At 63.6% G+C, this 16,768-nt stretch carries 17 protein-coding genes; 8 read left to right on the top strand and 9 right to left on the bottom strand.

Annotated elements, in window-relative coordinates:
- Nucleotides 1-179 precede the first annotated feature (179 nt).
- Nucleotides 180-2,753 (bottom strand): GcvT family protein, encoded by a 2,574-nt coding sequence (locus tag GGR00_RS02555; RefSeq protein ID WP_184697664.1) that lies wholly within the window; start codon nt 2,751-2,753, stop codon nt 180-182.
- Between the two features lie 44 nt (nt 2,754-2,797).
- Nucleotides 2,798-4,375 carry a trimethylamine methyltransferase family protein gene (locus tag GGR00_RS02550; RefSeq protein ID WP_055969135.1) on the bottom strand — a complete coding sequence of 526 codons (1,578 nt, stop codon included), beginning with the start codon at nt 4,373-4,375 and terminating at the stop codon, nt 2,798-2,800.
- Nucleotides 4,376-4,654: 279 nt separating this feature from the next.
- Here GGR00_RS02550 and GGR00_RS02545 point away from each other — a divergent pair, with 279 nt between their 5' ends.
- Nucleotides 4,655-5,755, top strand: a complete 1,101-nt coding sequence (locus GGR00_RS02545) for an MFS transporter (protein WP_184698075.1) — start codon at nt 4,655-4,657, stop codon at nt 5,753-5,755.
- Between the two features lie 58 nt (nt 5,756-5,813).
- On the opposite strand, the gene GGR00_RS02540 is transcribed toward GGR00_RS02545, so the two are convergent.
- Nucleotides 5,814-6,191 carry a COG4315 family predicted lipoprotein gene (locus GGR00_RS02540; RefSeq protein WP_184697661.1) on the bottom strand — a complete coding sequence of 126 codons (378 nt, stop codon included), beginning with the start codon at nt 6,189-6,191 and terminating at the stop codon, nt 5,814-5,816.
- Between GGR00_RS02540 and GGR00_RS02535 the strand changes: the two genes are divergently transcribed.
- The 3 genes from GGR00_RS02535 (at nt 6,190) to GGR00_RS02525 (ending at nt 8,354) form a co-directional block, all read left to right on the top strand.
- Nucleotides 6,190-6,489 (top strand): hypothetical protein, encoded by a 300-nt coding sequence (locus tag GGR00_RS02535; protein ID WP_184697658.1) that lies wholly within the window; start codon nt 6,190-6,192, stop codon nt 6,487-6,489. The two genes, GGR00_RS02540 and GGR00_RS02535, sit on opposite strands and share 2 nt — an antisense overlap.
- 22 nt (nt 6,490-6,511) lie before the next feature.
- Nucleotides 6,512-7,891 (top strand): aspartate aminotransferase family protein, encoded by a 1,380-nt coding sequence (locus tag GGR00_RS02530; RefSeq protein ID WP_184697655.1) that lies wholly within the window; start codon nt 6,512-6,514, stop codon nt 7,889-7,891.
- Nucleotides 7,892-8,024: 133 nt separating this feature from the next.
- A complete protein-coding gene (locus GGR00_RS02525) occupies nt 8,025-8,354 on the top strand; it encodes an RcnB family protein (protein WP_055969123.1) in 330 nt (109 codons plus the stop codon).
- A 79-nt stretch (nt 8,355-8,433) separates the two neighbouring features.
- On the opposite strand, the gene GGR00_RS02520 is transcribed toward GGR00_RS02525, so the two are convergent.
- Nucleotides 8,434-8,730: a hypothetical protein gene (locus tag GGR00_RS02520; protein WP_184697652.1), complete on the bottom strand. Its 297-nt coding sequence runs from the start codon at nt 8,728-8,730 to the stop codon at nt 8,434-8,436.
- Nucleotides 8,731-9,006: 276 nt separating this feature from the next.
- Here GGR00_RS02520 and GGR00_RS02515 point away from each other — a divergent pair, with 276 nt between their 5' ends.
- A complete protein-coding gene (locus GGR00_RS02515; protein WP_184697648.1) occupies nt 9,007-9,378 on the top strand; it encodes a hypothetical protein in 372 nt (123 codons plus the stop codon).
- Between the two features lie 251 nt (nt 9,379-9,629).
- Here GGR00_RS02515 and mmsB read toward each other — a convergent pair whose 3' ends face one another.
- Nucleotides 9,630-10,532, bottom strand: a complete 903-nt coding sequence (gene mmsB, locus GGR00_RS02510) for a 3-hydroxyisobutyrate dehydrogenase (protein WP_343065513.1) — start codon at nt 10,530-10,532, stop codon at nt 9,630-9,632.
- A 79-nt stretch (nt 10,533-10,611) separates the two neighbouring features.
- A complete protein-coding gene (locus GGR00_RS02505) occupies nt 10,612-11,787 on the bottom strand; it encodes an isobutyryl-CoA dehydrogenase (RefSeq protein ID WP_184697642.1) in 1,176 nt (391 codons plus the stop codon).
- A 117-nt stretch (nt 11,788-11,904) separates the two neighbouring features.
- Here GGR00_RS02505 and GGR00_RS02500 point away from each other — a divergent pair, with 117 nt between their 5' ends.
- Both GGR00_RS02500 and GGR00_RS02495 read left to right on the top strand, forming a co-directional pair.
- A complete protein-coding gene (locus tag GGR00_RS02500; RefSeq protein WP_184697639.1) occupies nt 11,905-12,504 on the top strand; it encodes a dimethylsulfonioproprionate lyase family protein in 600 nt (199 codons plus the stop codon).
- A gap of 2 nt (nt 12,505-12,506) precedes the next feature.
- The gene (locus tag GGR00_RS02495; protein ID WP_184698073.1) at nt 12,507-13,976 is read left to right on the top strand and encodes a cobyric acid synthase; all 1,470 of its coding nucleotides are present in this window, start codon (nt 12,507-12,509) and stop codon (nt 13,974-13,976) included.
- Here the strand turns inward: GGR00_RS02495 and GGR00_RS02490 are convergent, their stop codons facing one another.
- The 3 genes from GGR00_RS02490 to GGR00_RS02480 form a co-directional block, all read right to left on the bottom strand.
- Nucleotides 13,977-14,396 carry a VOC family protein gene (locus tag GGR00_RS02490; RefSeq protein ID WP_184697636.1) on the bottom strand — a complete coding sequence of 140 codons (420 nt, stop codon included), beginning with the start codon at nt 14,394-14,396 and terminating at the stop codon, nt 13,977-13,979.
- An 83-nt stretch (nt 14,397-14,479) separates the two neighbouring features.
- Nucleotides 14,480-15,316, bottom strand: coding sequence for a helix-turn-helix transcriptional regulator (locus tag GGR00_RS02485; RefSeq protein ID WP_184697633.1), 837 nt, complete (start codon nt 15,314-15,316; stop codon nt 14,480-14,482).
- A 61-nt stretch (nt 15,317-15,377) separates the two neighbouring features.
- The gene (locus GGR00_RS02480; RefSeq protein ID WP_055970585.1) at nt 15,378-16,163 is read right to left on the bottom strand and encodes a TSUP family transporter; all 786 of its coding nucleotides are present in this window, start codon (nt 16,161-16,163) and stop codon (nt 15,378-15,380) included.
- A 164-nt stretch (nt 16,164-16,327) separates the two neighbouring features.
- Between GGR00_RS02480 and GGR00_RS02475 the strand changes: the two genes are divergently transcribed.
- Nucleotides 16,328-16,759: a tellurite resistance TerB family protein gene (locus tag GGR00_RS02475; RefSeq protein ID WP_055969100.1), complete on the top strand. Its 432-nt coding sequence runs from the start codon at nt 16,328-16,330 to the stop codon at nt 16,757-16,759.
- The last annotated feature ends 9 nt before the right edge of the window (nt 16,760-16,768 follow it).

The following is a 16,768-nucleotide window of genomic DNA, read 5'->3' as shown; positions in this document are numbered from 1 at the left end:
TATCCTGCCGGACATCTCCCCCTCAAGGGGGGAGACCAGCAGTTGGGGGCTCGGCGCTCCTCTTGGGAACGCCGAATTTGGGTGGGACAGGCTTGACATCCAATCTCCCCCCTTGAGGGGGAGATGTCCGGCAGGACAGAAGGGGGCAACGTAGAGCATGTGCGTTCCCCTATGTGCACTTACCCCCGCATCTTCTCGCCTGACGGATCAAAAGGCGGCTCGACGTTGATGCGGGCAGGGCGGCGGTGGCCGAGGATTTCGATTTCGAACAGGCCTTCCGCCTCGTTTTCGGCGAGCGCTGCCGGAACGTAGCCCTGGGCCATCGATTTCTGGACATAGTGCGCGTAGCCGCCTGACGTCACCCAGCCGACCACACGCCAATCGCCATCGACGATGCCGCGCACGGCGGAAGCACCACGGGCGGCGTCCGAGCCGCGCACTTCCTTGCCGGTGTCGTCGAAGCGCGGCGCGCCGTAGCCATGCGGCTTCTCGACGGTGCCGAAATCCTTGTTTCCGACCTTGGCCCAGATCGGCTCGTCGCCCATCACGTCGGCATCCTGGGCGTCGACATAGAAGGAGACGCGGCGCAGTTTTGGTCCGTCGGCATGTTCCTTGGTTGCCGCCTCGCGGCCGATGAAGTCATTTTTTTCGAGCTTGATGAAGCGCTCCATCGAACCTTCGAATGGCCCATAGATCGGGCGAAGCTCGCGGAACCAGGTCGGGAAATTCTTCTCCAGGCGCATCGACAGCAGCGCGCGCATGCCGAAGTCGACGATGCCGAACTCCTCGCCGGCCTCCTTGATCGCCTTGTAGACCAGACGCTGGTAAGCGGGCGCCATCCAGATCTCGTAGCCGAGGTCGCCGGTGTAGGTGATGCGGTTGACCATGCAGGGTGCGCCGCCGACGGCCATCTCGCGGAAATCCATGAAGCGGAAGGCCTTGCTGGAGACGTCGACGTCGACCAGCTTGGCCAGCAGCGCCTGCGACTTCGGGCCGGCGATGGACAGGCCGACGAGCGTCTGGTCGTAGCGGTGGATGCGCACCGAACCATCGGTGGGCAGGTGCTGTTCGAACCAGCGCATGTGGTACTTCTGCGCTGCCGACGAGCCCCAGATCATGAACTTGTCGTCGCCGGTCTTGGCAATCGTGAAGTCGCCGATCAGCCGGCCGAACTCGTTCAGCATCGGCGTCAGCACGATGCGGCCCTTCTTCGGCATGCGGTTGGTCATCAGCCGGTTGAGGAAATCCTCCGACGCCGGGCCTGAGACCTCATATTTGGCGAAATTGGCGATCTCGGTGACGCCGACACGGTCGCGGGTGGCGCGCACCTCATTGCCGATGTGCTCGAAGTCGTTGGAGCGATGGAAGGAGACGATATCCTTCGGTTTCGTCCCCTTGGGCGCGAACCACAGTGGTGTTTCTAGGCCCCAGCTGTCGCCCATGACGGCGTTGTTGGCGACCATGGTGTCGTAGAGCGGTGTCGTTTGTGCCGGCCTGGCGGCCGGGAGCTCCTCGTTGGGGAAGCGGATCGAGAAGCGGCGCGAATAGTTCTCGCGCACCTTGGCGTTGGTGTAGCGCAGGCTGGCCCATTCGCCCCAGCGGGCGACGTCCATGCCCCAGACGTCGAAGCCCGGGTCGCCGTCGACCATCCAGTTCGACAGGGCGAGGCCGACGCCGCCGCCCTGGCTGAAGCCGGCCATGACGCCGCAGGCAACCCAGAAATTGGTCAGGCCCTGGACCGGGCCGACCAGCGGGTTGCCGTCTGGTGCGAAGGTGAACGGGCCGTTGATGACCTGCTTGATGCCGGCGTTGGCGATGCCGGGGAAATGCTGGAAGCCGATCTCCAACGACGGTGCGATGCGGTCGAGATCCGGCGCCAGCAGCTCATGGCCGAAATCCCACGGCGTGTTGACCGGCGACCACGGCTTGCAGGCCTTCTCATAGGTGCCAAGCAGGATGCCGTTGCGCTCCTGGCGGGTGTAGATCTCACCCTTGAAATCGAGCACGCCGATCATCTCGCGGCCGGTTTCCTTGTTGAAGGCCTCGACCTCGGGCATCGGCTCGGTCAGCAGGTACATGTGCTCCATGGCGAGCACCGGCAGCTCGACGCCGACCATGCGGCCGACCTCGCGCGCCCACAGGCCACCGCAGTTGACCACATGCTCGGCTCGGACGGTGCCCTGCTCGGTGACGACGTTCCAGGTGCCGTCGGGGTCCTGCGTCAGTTCCTTCACCGGGTTGCGCAGTACGATCTCGGCGCCGAGCTTCTTCGCTGCCTTGGCATAGGCATGGGTTGTGCCCGACGGGTCGAGATGGCCTTCGACCGGGTCCCACATCGCGCCGACGAAGTGCTTCTCGTCCATCAGCGGGAACATCTTCTTGGCTTCGGACGGAGTGATCAGCTCGGTGTCCATGCCGAGATAGCGGCCCTTGGCGTGCGCCAGGCGCAGGAAGTCCATGCGTTCGGGGCTGTCGGCGAGCATGACGCCACCGGTCAGGTGCAGCGAGCAGGACTGGCCGGAAATCTCCTCCAGTTCCTTGTAGAGTTGCACCGTATAGGCCTGCAGCTTGGCGACGTTGGGGTCGCCGTTGAGCGTGTGGAAGCCGCCGGCGGCGTGCCAGGACGAGCCGGAAGTCAGCTCCGAGCGCTCGATCAGCATGACGTTGGTCCAGCCGGCGCGGGCAAGGTGGTAAAGCACCGAGCAGCCCACCACGCCACCGCCGATGACAACTGCTTTCACATGGGATTTCATATGGTTATGTCCGGGTTTGAAGACGTTGAATCGGCTGATTGCAATCAGAAATCCGTCGGGGCGCCGCCTTCGGCCTTGCGCTTGTCGACGAAGGCATTGAGCTCCTCGCGGATCGCAGGGTCCATCCATGGCTCCTCGTAAGACGCCAAGCGTTCCTTCCAGACGCGATTGGCCTTTTCCACCGCTGTCGGGCTGCCGGCCTCGGCCCAGGTCTCGAAATTGCGCCAGTCGGAGATGATGGGCGAATAGAACGCGTTCTTGTAGCGGTCCTGGGTATGCTGGGTGCCGAAGAAATGGCCGCCGGGGCCGACGTCGCGGATGGCGTCGATGGCAAGTGCGTCTTCCGACAGGTCAAGAGGCGTCAGGAACTCGGCCACCATCTGCAGCATGTCGATGTCGAGGATCGTCTTCTCATAGGAGCAGCGCAGCCCGCCTTCGAGCCAGCCGGCCGCGTGAAGGATCACGTTCGCGCCGCCCTGGATGGTGCCCCATAGCGAGAACGCGCTTTCATAGGCGGCCTGTGCGTCGACCGCGTTGGCGGCACAGGTGTTCGACGAGCGGTAGGGAATGTTGTAACGCCGCGCCAACTGCCCGCCGACAAGCTGTGCCTTCATGTATTCAGGCGTACCGAAGGCGGGGGCGCCCGACTTCATGTCGACATTGGAGGTGAAGCCGCCATAGCCGACAGGCGCGCCCTTGCGCACCATCTGGGTGAAGGCGAGGCCGGAGAGCGCCTCGGCGTTCTGTTGAACCAAGGCACCGGCAATGGTGACCGGGGCCATCGCCCCCGACAGCGTGAAGGGGGTGACGATCACTGCCTGGCCCATCGACGACATCTGGATGATGCCTTCCATCATCGGCACGTCGAGCTTGAGCGGCGAGTTTGTGTTGATGATGGTGTAGACCGACGGCTCCTCCAGCAACTGCTCGCGCGAGATGCCGCGGGCGATGCGGGCGATCTCGATGCCGTCGACGTTGCGCTCCTTGCCGAGCGAATAGATGTGGAACACCTTGTCGGTCAGCGTCGCCAGGTCGCGGATGCATTCGAGATGGCGCACGGACGGATGGATGTCGACCGGTTCGACCGGATAACCGCCCGTCATGTGAATGATGTTGTGCATCTGGGCAAGCTTCAGGAAGTTCCTGAAGTCAGGCTGGTTGCCGGGACGCCTGCCGTTGTCGAGATCGGAGCAATTGGGCGCCGATGCCACCTGCACGATGGTGACGTTGTTGCCGCCGATGCGCACATTGTGGGCCGGGTTGCGGGCGTGCAGCGTGAACTCGGCCGGCGCATGCGCGACCAATTCGAGGATCATGTCGGAATCGAAGCGGACGCGCTCGGAGCCGTCGCGGACGTCGGCGCCATGTGCCTTCATGATGCGACGCGCCTCGTCGTGGAGCACGTCGACACCGATTTCCTTCAGCACCCGCAGCGAGGCGAGATGGATCGATTCCAACTCGTCGTCGGAGATCAGCTTGGTCGGCGGAAACGGGGCCCTGAGCTGGCGGAACGGCGGCTGTTCGAAGGCCTGGGAGCCGCCGGCACGCTTGCCGGCGCGGCCGCCGCGGCGAGCGCGATCGGAGGCGGGAGCCTGTTCGGCTGTTTGCAGGGCCACGGTCATGGAATCCTCACGGCAAGCGTCTGTATCGGGGGGCATAATGGACTGGGCCGGAAAACCTCATTGCGGAGGCGGCGACCAATAGCGCGAGGGAAACGACATCGCGGATGGGACTGGACCGACGTTCTCGGCTGTGGTGATGCATCCCGCATGTGGCGGTCCGTCGATAGGATCGCCGCCATTCGATTCTCCTGGTGATCTGCTTTGACAACTCCAATTTCCACCACCGCCGAAGCGCCATTGAACTGGGCGGCCCTGGGCGGCGTTACCGCCGCTTTGGCGATGTTCGGTGCAGCACAAGGGCTGAGTTATCCGCTGTTTTCGCTGCTGATGCAGAAGCAGGGCATGTCGCCGGCGATGATCGGGCTGTCGGCGGCGATGATGCCGCTGGGCCTGATCGCGTCGGCAGCCTTCGTGCCGGCGGCCGTACGCCTGGTGGGCGCACGGAACCTCGCTGTCGTTTGCTCGCTCGCCGGCGCGATTTGTTTCCTGCTTATCGGCTACCTGCAGGACTGGGTCGCCTGGTTCATCGTCCGGTTCATGATCGGCGTCGTTATCAACCCGCTCTACATTCTCGGCGAGGTCTGGGCGTTGTCGATGGCGCCGCCGTCGCGCCGCGGGCGGGTGATGGGGGTGTTCAACACCCTGATGGGAATGGGCTATGCCACCGGGCCGCTGGTGCTGACCATCGTCGGCACCTCGGGCTGGACGCCGTTTGTCGTGGCTATCGTGGGTTTCATCGCCTGCGCGATCATTCTGCGCATGATGTCCAATCTTTCAGGCTTCGAGGAAGACGGGCAATCGGTTGGCGGCGTGATGGCATTTGCCGCGCTTGCGCCGGCGTTGCTGTTTGCCGTGTTGGTTTCTGCGGCCAACCAGCAGAGCACCTATTCGCTGCTGCCGGTCTTCGGCGCGAGCCACGGCTTGCCCGAGGCGGTCCTGGCGGCGATGCTGACGGCACTGTCGATGGGCAACATCCTGCTGCAGATCCCGCTCGGCCTGCTTGCGGAACGTGTGGGTGGCCGCACCATGATCCTGTTCTGCGCCGCGGCAACCGCGGCCTGCGCGGTGCTGTTGCCGATGCTGATCGAGACACGGCTCATCTGGCTTGTGCTGGTGGTGATGGGAGCCGTCGGCTACGGGGTCTACACCATGGCGCTGGTCGAGCTCGGCAGTCGCTTCAACGGCAGCGCGCTCATTGCCGGCAACGCCGCCTTTGCGCTGATGTGGGGACTGGGCGGCATCGTCGGCCCGCCAAGCTCGGGAATGGTGATGCAGGCGGCGGGGCCGATCGGGTTGCCGGTCGTGCTGGCCAGCCTGAACGTCATCCTGCTGGGCTTCGCCTTTTATCGCATGGTGCTGCGCAAGCGGACAACAAGCTAGGCGAGGGTAGGCAGGGGAAGGTGCGCGACGGCGACAGGCACCGCCGCGCGGAAGATGGTCAGTCGGCCTTGGCGACGTGCCAGACGCCGCCCTTGCCGTCGCCGGTGACGTCGCCCGCCTTCTGGTCCTGCACGAACGTGTACAGCGGCTTGCCCTCGTAAGCCCACATCTTCGAGCCATCGTCGCGGGCAACGACCGTCCACTCGCCTTCGTCCTTGGCGTCTGCCGCAGCCATCAGCGGTGGCCAGTTGACCGCGCAGTCGCCGTTGCAGGCCGATTTGCCGGCGCTGTCCTTGTCATAGGTGTAGAGCGTCATGCCGTTGGCGTCGGTGTACATCTTGCCGCCGGCGCCTTCCGCGACCTTGGCGGGTTCGGCGGCGAAAGCGGCCGCGCCGGTCAGGAACAGAACGGCGAGGGCTGAGGAAATTGTCTTCATGATGATCGCTCCCAAGAGTTCAGCCGACAAGCCGGCCACACACGCAGACAACGCCTTTCCAGGGCGCCGTATTCCCGAAAGCTTTCGAAGGGATGCGAATTTTGAGGCGCTTGTCGATTTGCAGAGCGGCAGGTTAGAGTGCAATCATGTGCGCGCTCAACGCTCATATTCCGCTGCGGGAGGCAGCATCGAAGCCGTCGCCGCGAACCCGGCATACGGAGCTTCTGCGCCTTTGCGCGCGCATCGGCTATTCGCCGCCGCCTGGCCTTTGAATCCGCCCCGGCACTTGCCGGATTGATTCAAGAGGAAGGCACAAGCCAATGACCTATCAGAACTATTCGCTGAAGCAGCTTCAGCAGATCGACGCCGCGCATCATCTGCATCCCTTCACCGACCACAAGGAATTGCGCGATATCGGCTCGCGCATGATCACCCGTGCCGAGGGGCCGTTCATTTACGATTCGGAAGGGACGGAACTGCTCGACGGCATGGCCGGCCTGTGGTGCGTCAATGTCGGCTACGGCCGCACCGAACTGGCCGAGGCCGCCTATGAGCAGATGAAGGAGATGCCCTACTACAACTCCTTCTTCAAATGCTCGACGCCGACGCCGGTGCTGTTGTCGAAGAAGCTCGCGGAACTGGCGCCCAAGAACATCAACCAGGTGTTCTACGGCTCGTCGGGATCGGAATCGAACGACACGGCGCTGCGGCTCGTCCGCCATTACTGGGCGCTCGAGGGCAAGCCCCAGAAGAACCGCATCATCTCGCGCAAGATGGCCTATCACGGCTCGACGGTTGCCGGCACGTCGCTTGGCGGCATGGATGGCATGCACCAGCAGCTTGGTGGCGCTGTACCCAACATCGTCCATGTGATGATGCCCTATGCCTATGAACTGGCGCTGCCGGGTGAAAACGACCACGATTTCGGCCTGCGTGCCGCCAGATCGGTCGAGGACGCGATCCTGGAGGCCGGCGCCGAGAACGTCGCTGCCTTCATCGGTGAGCCGATCATGGGTGCCGGCGGCGTCAAGATCCCGCCGGAAAGTTATTGGCCGGAGATCCAGCGGATCTGCCGTAAGTATGACGTTCTGCTGATGCTCGACGAGGTCATCACCGGCTATGGCCGCACCGGCGAGTGGTTCGCGGCCCAGACCTTTGGCATCGAGGCCGACACCATCACCACCGCCAAGGCTCTGACTTCGGGCTACCAGCCGCTGTCGGCGCTGCTGGTCGGCGACCGGATTGCCGCGACGCTGGTCGACAAGGGCGGCGAGTTCTACCACGGCTACACCTATTCGGGTCACCCGGTGGCCTGTGCGGTGGCGCTCAAGAACCTCGAGATCATCGAACGCGAAGGGCTGGTCGAGCGGGTCAAGACCGACACCGGCCCGTATTTCGCGCAGATGCTGAAGGAGCGCATCGCCGGTCACGGGCTTGTCGGCGAGGTCCGTTCCGTCGGCCTGATGGGCGCGATCGAGATCGTCAAGGACAAGGCGACCAAGGAGCGCATTTCGCCGGTCGGCAGCGCCGCTGTTGCCGTCCGCGACCATGCCATCGCCAATGGCATGATGATGCGCGCGACCGGCGACTCGATGATCCTGTCGCCGCCGCTGATCTGGACCCGCGCCACCATCGATATGGCTGGCGAGCGTATCCTCAAGGCGCTCGATCTCGCTGAACGGGACCTGAGAAAGGCCTGATCACTTGGCCGGGCAGGACATGAGCCTGCCCGGCCAAGTTTCTGAAAACATTACAGATATGTAATGATGGCATTCATATTGGGTTCAGCCGGCGGCCGCTACTTCTCGACCTGTCAACGAGAAGGAGCCTCCCATGAAACGTATCGTTCTTGCCGCTGTCGCCCTGTCGATGTTCGCAGTGCCGATGGCCCAGGCCCAGCAGCGCTACGAGGCGCCGCGCCATGGCAACTACTACAGCCAGCAGCAGAAATGGCAGGATTATCGCAAGAAGCCGGCAAAGCGGCACTACTGGTCGAGGGGCAAGCGCGTGCCCGACTGGCAGCGCAAGCAGGCGCTCCGAGACTATCACCGCTACGGGCTCAAGCGCCCCGGCCACGGCCAGCGCTGGGTGAAGGTCGACAATGATTTCCTGCTGATCAGCGTTGCGTCGGGCATCATCGCCGCGGTGGTGGCCTCGCGCTAAGGCTAAGTCCAACTCGGAAAGGGCGGTTCGCCGCCCTTTCTCGTTCCCGCTTCGGGAAGGGCTTCAGTCTATTCGACCGTCATTGCCGGATAGACCCGACAGACATTGGCATGTCGGTCCGTATGCCGAGGGCACTGGTTGCCCAGGCGCGCATCTCGGGCGACGCATCGCCGGATTTGAGTATCGATATGGCCAGCGTCGAGATGTCAGCCGGTGGCTCTTTGGTGCTGGTTACGTAGGTGATGTATCCGACCACGATCGCGCATCCCACCGAAACGAGAGGGGGCGCAAACAACATGGTCGCGCGCGCAATCGATCGACAGCGTTGAAGCAGGACGGGCTTCGGAACGTCATCCTCGTCAATTTGATCAGTCATTCCACTCCCCCTGGGAGACCGCAGAACACCAATGCCGGAACACTGATCTACATTAGTTAAGATGCAGATAAGGCGGCTCTGGCCCTCCAAGCGGCCGTATTTCCCGAGATCGGGCTGCGCCGTCGGCTGGCTGGTGGATTCGCCTGCGCCGAAAGGTCGAGCCGTTTCGGCTTGTTCAGGACAGGGCGGGAGCCTATATTGTGCGCTGCACAATAGCCTGATTCCTACCGATTGCCGGATGGGTGCAGCATGGTCCTTGAAACCGGAGCGCGTCGCATGAAGAGCAGACGGTTGACGAGGGCTTCGCGCCAATCCACCGCCATTGCCGGCAATCTGATGCTGGCGCCAATGGTCATGGCCATGCGGCTGCCGATGATGGCCAGCGAAGCGCGCAGCGGTGGCGGGCTCAGCGGCGAAAGCCTTGCCGCGGTCACCGAGAAAGCGACCGCCTTGGCCGAGGGCATGATCGCCGCACAGATGTCCTTTTTCCAGTCGGCGATGCAGTTCTGGCCCGAAGTGCTGTCGGGCCGTACGCCGTCGGTGCTGAACGGCGTGGCGGCCCAGCGCTCGGTTGCCGCCGCGCTGCGCCCGGCGAGCAAGCGCGTACGGGCCAATTTCCGCCGGCTGGCGACCAAATCCGATACATAGGCGAGGGCTGAAGGCTGAACGCAAAAACCGCGCCCCGAAACGGGAACGCGGCTTTGCCACTTGAACGCATGGCCCTTCGCGACGCTTGACCAGCGAAGGTTACTGCTCCGGTACGCAGTACCTGATCCGGAGCTCGGGGCGGCTGCGATGACCGCCCTTGCAAACCTTTTTATCCGGACATCGTTACCGCGTGGTTAGCGAGAGCTTAAGCAAATCTAAATTTTGAGCTTTTTTGTCTCAAGTCGGTCAGATTACGCGGGATCGCCACGCAGGAACTTGATGATGCCCGAGAAGTCGGTGCCGCCATGGCCAAGCGCGGCAAACAGCGCATAGAGCTGGGTTGCCTCGGCGCCAAGCGGGGTCACGGCACCAGCCTGCTGGGCGGCTTCCTGCGACAATTTGAGATCCTTCAGCATCAGGGCTGCGGCAAAGCCCGGCTGGTAGTCGCGGTTGGCCGGCGAATTGGGCACCGGGCCGGGGACCGGGCAATAGGACGTCAGCGACCAGCACTGGCCGGACGAGGTCGAGGCGACATCGAACAGCGCTTGGTGCGACAGGCCGAGCTTTTCGGCGAGCACGAAGGCTTCGGCGACGCCGATCATCGAAATGCCGAGGATCATGTTGTTGCAGATCTTGGCTGCTTGTCCGGCACCTGCGTCGCCGCAATGGACGATACGCCCGGCCATCGGCTTGAGAACCGGCTCGGCCTTTTCGAAGGCGGCCTGCGCGCCGCCGGCCATGAAGGTCAGCGTGCCGGCAGCCGCACCACCGGTGCCGCCCGACACCGGCGCATCGACCGACAGCAGGTCGTGCCTGGCGGCAATGGCATGGGCCTTGCGCGCGGAATCGACGTCGATGGTCGAGGAATCGATGAGCAATGCACCTTTTTTCAGCTTGGGCGCGATGTCCTCGTAGACCGACAGCACATGCTTGCCGGCGGGCAGCATGGTGATCACGACATCGGCGTCCTTGGTCGCTGCCACCGCATTGGCCATGACGGTGACGCCGTTGGTGCGCGCGGTTTCAAGGTGCTCCGGCATCAGGTCGAAGCCATGGACGGTGTGTCCGGCCTTGACGAGGTTGGCAGCCATGGGGTTGCCCATGTTGCCGAGGCCGATGAAGGCGACTGTGGTCATGAAGTGGTTCCTTCCAATCAGCGAATAGCGAGCGGTGAATAGCGAACAGGGGAAGGCGGCGGGTAGCAGTCTATGCGCAACTCACCATTCCCTGTCGTTATCTCCCGATCAAATGCCTGGCGATGATGACGCGCATGATCTCGTTGGTGCCTTCGAGGATCTGGTGGACGCGCAGGTCGCGCACCAGCTTCTCGATGCCGTAGTCGTGCAGGTAGCCGTAGCCACCGAGCAGTTGCAGCGCATCGTTGGCAATGTCGAAGCCGGTGTCGGTGACGAAACGCTTGGCCATCGCCGACCATTTCGAGGCGTCATGCGCCTTGCGGTCGAGCTTGGACGCGGCGGCGTAGAGGAACAGCCGGGCGGCCTGCAACTCGGTCTCCATGTCGGCGAGACGGAATTGCAGCGCCTGGAAACGGTCTAGGCTCTGGCCGAAGGCCTTGCGTTCGGCGGTGTAGGCGAGTGCCTTGTCGAGCGCGGACTGGGCGCCGCCGACGGAGCAGGCGGCGATGTTGAGCCGTCCGCCGTCCAGGCCTGCCATGGCGATGCCGAAGCCGGCACCTTCGCCGGAGAGCAGGTTTTCCGCGGGCACCTTGCAGTCGTCGAAGATCACCTGGCGGGTCGACTGCATGTGCCAGCCCATCTTGTGTTCGTTGGCGCCAAAGGAGAGGCCGGGCGCATCCTTGGGCACGACAAGGGTCGAGATGCCTTTCGGGCCGTCGGCGCCGGTACGTACCATGGCGACATAGACGTCGCTGTCGCCGGCGCCCGAGATGAATTGCTTGGTGCCGTTCAGCACGTAGTCGCTGCCGTTGCCGCCGCTGCGCACTGCCTTGGTCTTGAGGGCGGCGGCATCCGAACCGGAGCCCGGCTCGGTCAGGCAGTAGCTGGCCAGCCATTCCATCGAGGTCAGCTTCGGCAGCAAGCGCTGGCGCTGCTCCTCGCTGCCGAACCGGTCGATCATGGCCGCGGCCATGTTGTGGATCGAGATGAAGGACGAGAAGCCCGGGCAGGCATGCGCCAATTGCTCGAAAACCAGCACGGCGTCGAGACGGCTGAGGGCCGAGCCGCCGACATCTTCCTTGACGTATAGGCCGCCGAATCCGAGCTGGCCGGTCTCGCGGATGACATCTTCGGGGAAATGCTTCGCCTTGTCCCATTCGAGGGCAAAGGGCGCTACTTTTTCGGCGGCAAAACTGCCCGCCATGTCACGGATCGCCAACTGATCTTCGTTGAGTTCGAATTGACCGGCAGTCGCATCGATTGCGGCGTCCATGTCGGCCTCCCTGTCGTTTTTTGGCTATGCGCGACGTTCAATCTAGACCAATGATGCCGCCGCGCAACCCGACCTTCAACAGAACGGCTGTGCACCAATTGGTGGGCGAGACGCGACGTGACGACAAATTTTAATGAGCTGCTGGCAACGTTTCGGGACTATCTGCAAGGTAGCAGCGCAGACCCCGTTGTCGCCAGTTTCCTGGCCGACATCGGTTGGTCGATGCCGCCGCGAGCGCTGGAGCCGAAGAAGATTCCGGGTTCGAGTCTTCTCGACCGCGCCGTCCAGCTTGCATCCGATGCGACGCGGCCGTTGGCGTCTGCCCTGAGCGAATGCCGCGACGAGCTGCGCTGGGGCCAGACCTATACGACTGAAGATTTCGGCCAGCATTTCATCGACAACTACGGCTGGGTCGAACTTTTTGGCACGCGCGGCCATTTCGTCAACGAACAGCTGGCGGCGGGTTTCCTGGCGCTTGGTCCGGGCATTGAGTATCCGGATCATCATCATATTGCCGAAGAGCTTTACATACCACTGACCGGCTCCGCCGAATGGCGAATGGGCGACGAGCCATTCCGGCTCCGTGCCGCAGGCGAAGTGATCCACCATGCGTCCAACGTCAACCATGCGATGAGGACAGGGTTAGAACCGATGCTGGCGCTTTATCTCTGGCGCGGCGGGCCGCTGGCCCAGCGCTCGACGATTGCGAGGGCATGACCATGGCCAAGGCGATCATGCTCCAGGGCACCGGTTCCGATGTCGGCAAGACGGTGCTGGTGGCCGGCCTGTGCCGGGCCGCCCGCAATCGCGGGCTCAGCGTCCGGCCGTTCAAGCCGCAGAACATGTCGAACAACGCGGCGGTCGCTGACATTCCGGGCGAGGCCGGCGGCGGCGAGATCGGCCGCGCGCAGTGGCTGCAGGCGATCGCCTGCGGGGTCAAGCCGTCGATCCACATGAACCCGGTGCTGCTCAAGCCGCAAAGCGATATCGGTAGCCAGGTGGTGGTGCAGGGCAAGGTCTTCGGCCACGCCAAGGCGCGCGACTACCAGGAGCTGAAGCCGAAGCTGATGGGCGCCGTCCTCGATTCGTGGGCCAAGCTGGGCGAGGGAGCGGACCTGGTCATCGTCGAGGGTGCCGGCTCGCCCGCGGAGATCAACCTGCGCCCACGCGACATCGCCAACATGGGTTTTGCCACCCGCGCCAATGTTCCGGTGATCCTCGTCGGCGACATCGACCGCGGCGGCGTCATCGCATCGGTTGCCGGCACACACCTCATCCTTCCGGACGAAGACCGGCGCATGATCGTCGGCTACCTGATCAACAAGTTCCGCGGCGATGCCAGCCTGTTCGACGACGGCATCACCGCGATCGAGGGCTTTACCGGTTGGCGCTGCTTCGGCGTGGTGCCTTGGCTCAAGGCGGCAGCGTTGTTGCCGTCGGAGGATTCGGTGATCCTCGAACGATTGGCCGGCGGCGAAAAGCGCGCGCTGAAGGTTGCGGTGCCGATGCTCGGGCGCATCGCCAATTTCGACGACCTCGACCCGCTGCGCGCCGAGCCGCAGGTGGAGGTGGTGTTCGTGCCACCGGGCCAGCGCTTGCCCGAAGATGCCGGGCTGGTTGTCATTCCCGGTTCGAAGTCGACCATTGGCGATCTGGTGCTGTTTCGCGAAAACGGCTGGGACCGCGATCTCGAGGCGCATCGCAGGCGTGGCGGCCATGTCGTCGGCATCTGCGGCGGCTACCAGATGCTCGGCAAGTCGGTGCGCGATCCCGATGGCATCGAGGGCAGCGTCACCGAGGTCGAAGGCCTCGGCCTGCTCGATGTCGAAACCGTCATGGAGCCGGAAAAGACGGTCCGCAACGTCGAGGCACGCTCGGTGCGCTATGGCGAGAAGCTTTCGGGTTACGAGATCCATCTCGGGCGGACGACGGGTGGCGACTGCGTCAGGCCCGCCGTCGTAATCAATGGCGTCGAAGATGGCGCGACTTCAGCCGACGGCAAGGTGTTCGGCACCTACCTGCACGGCCTGTTCGGCGCCGACGGTTTTCGCGGCCGTTTCCTGGAAGGCCTTGGCATCAGGGGCGGCGGTATCGACTATCGCGCCGAAGTTGAACGCGCCCTGGACGAGATTGCCGACCATCTCGAACGGCACCTCGACTGCGACGCGATCTTTGCCGCCGCGCGCTGACTATCCGGCCGGGGAGTCCACCCTTGGCCAATATGTGCCGAAGCACCACACATTGCCTTCGGGGTCGCGGCAGATGAATTCGCGGCTGCCGTAGTCCCGATCGGTCATTTCCTGGTCAATCACCGCGCCGGCCGCCTTCGCCCTGGCATAGACCGCGTCGGCGTCTTCGGTGGCGACATAGATCGACTTGCCGCCGTTCTGGCCGGGTTCGCCGACGATGGTGCCGTAATCGTCAGGGCGCGACGAGCCGATCATGATCATCGAGGAGCCGAAAGCGAGTTCGGCATGGCCGATTTCTTCGCCGTTCATGTATCTGGCATGGACAGCGAAGCCGAAGGCCTCGCCCAGCCAGTCGATCATGCCTACGGCGTCCTTGTAACGGAGGGTGGGGAAGATCCTCTGAGCTTCGGGAGTGGGCATGTTGCGCCTCCTGCTTTGCGGGTTGAAATGACAACCCACTCTGGCGAAGCGCGGTTCCGCCGTATTGAACAAATGTTACCGGGTCAGCCGGGCTTAGGGAGCAGCGCTGTTGGTGTCGATCCTGACAGCTCGCGAAATTCACGCACCAGATGCGCCTGGTCGGCATAGCCGCATTCGGCGGCCAGATCGGCCCAGTCGACGCCGACGGCACTGCGCGCCAGGCGCGCCGTTCGATCAAACCTGACGATCCGCGCGACGGCTTTCGGGCCGATGCCGACCAGGTCGGCAAATTGCGCCGCCAGATGTTTGCGGCTGCAGCCGATCTCGCCGGCGATGGATGCAATGCGGATGCGTCCGTTGCTCGACGCTATTTTCGCCATTGCCCAGGCAATCTCGGCCGCCGGCGGGGCAGTGGTAACCAAGCGCTCTACGATCCAACCTTCAACCAGGTCCAGGCGTTGCCGCCAGCCCGTCTCCTGGCCGAGCCTTTCCTGCAGGGCATTGCCTGCCAGGCCGAGCACCTCGTCGAGCGTCACCACGCGATCAGCGAGTTCGCACATCGGGATGCCGAAGAAGCGGCGGGCGCCGAGCGGGGTGAAATTGACCTGGACGCAGCATGACCTGCCAAAGGACTCGATGACCACCGGGCCGGCGTGAAGGCCGGAGGCAAAGCTGGCGAAGCGGTCACTGTTACCAGGCGTCCGGCTCAGGCCGATGGCGAATGGCTCGCCGAAGCTGATGACGAGCGGCACGGTCAACGAGGCAGCCTCGTTCTGCCTGATATGGACAGGGACCAGTTCGCGGTAGCCGACGAGGTCGGTGACGACGCCCGCCAGCAGCGGAGAGGGCGCGCGCCGCACCATCTCGAACTGCGCCGTCGGCTGATCGTGGTCGGTCGCTTGTGCCTGACTGCTTGCCATTGCCCGGGCTCCGCTGAGGCAACCGGACGTTACTCCAGCGGCCGGAGCCGGTCAAAAACGGTCAGACCCCGATCAGCACGCGCAGAGGGTTGGTGGGATCGATGAGCAGACGGATGGCGAGTGCGACGCAGGTGCAGACCAAGAGAGGCTTGATCAGCTTGGCGCCGCTTCGCATGGCCATGTGGGCGCCGAGCCGTGCGCCGAGAAACTGTGCTGCTCCCATCATCAGCCCGATCTTCCAGTAGACGGCACCGACAATGGCAAAGGCGAACAGGCCGCCGATGTTGGAGGCGAAGTTCAGGAGCTTGGTGTGGGCGGTGGCCTTGAGGATGCCGTAGCCGGTCAGCGATACGAATGCGAGCATGAAGAACGAGCCGGTGCCGGGGCCGAAAACGCCGTCATAGAAGCCGATGGCCGGCACAACGGTCACGCCGAACAGGAACGGCGTCATGCGCTCGGTGCGGTCGACGTCGCCCATGTTCGGCTTGAAGGCGAAGTAGAGTGCTATCGCCACCAGCAGGACCGGCATGAAAGCCCGCAGGATGTCACCGGGCAACACGGTCGCCAGCAATGCGCCGAATATCGAACCGATGCAGGACATGGCAGCGGCAGGCAGTTGCTTGCGGATGTCGACATGGCCCTTGGCGGCGTAGGAGATCGTCGCCGAGCCGGAGCCGAACAGCGACTGCAGCTTGTTGGTGCCGAGCGCCTGGACGGGGGGAAGACCGGCCAGCAACAGCGCCGGAATGGTGATCAGGCCGCCGCCACCGGCAATGGAGTCGATGAAGCCGGCAATGAATGCCGCGACCGTCAGGAGCAGGATCGTTTCTGTGGCTATTTCGAACATCGGCGCAGGGCTCTGTCTGGAGGACGATCCGCGTTCGATCACAGCCAATTCGCATGCGCAATAGCGGTCCAGAATCAGGCGCATCCTGGCTGCTGGGCCGAGTGTCTTTCGCAGCCATTTGTTCTATATCGGACACAGCAACTGCCTCGATGGAAGGGATTCGCATGGCGACGGGATTGCTGACCCAGATTCGTACGCTGTTCGAGGGCGACCCAGGGGTACGCAAGGTCGCCGACGATCCAGTGCTTTCGGCCGAACTGCTTCTGCTGTTCCGGATGATCCTGGCGGATGGCGTAGCCAGCGACAGCGAGATGGCCGCATTTCGCCGGATTTGCACCCAGGCCTTCGGCATTGCCGAAAAGAGCATCGACGCCGTCATCGAATATCTCAACGAATTCGGCTACGAGACCAACGGCTCGCAGGCGATTGCGATGTTCCGCGATCTTGATGTCGAGCGGCGCAGGCAGTTGGCACGGCACATGGCCGAAATCGCCAAGGCCGACGCCCATCTGGCGGAAAACGAGGTCAAGCTCCTGCGCCGTACGCTGGATCTGCTCGGCATCAGCCCTGTCGACGTGGTGAAGCCGGCGACCTGATACTGGCCC

It is taken from the genome of Aminobacter aganoensis (assembly GCF_014206975.1).
Lineage (GTDB): Bacteria > Pseudomonadota > Alphaproteobacteria > Rhizobiales > Rhizobiaceae > Aminobacter > Aminobacter aganoensis.
This window is presented reverse-complemented; position numbering and strand designations above follow the sequence as displayed.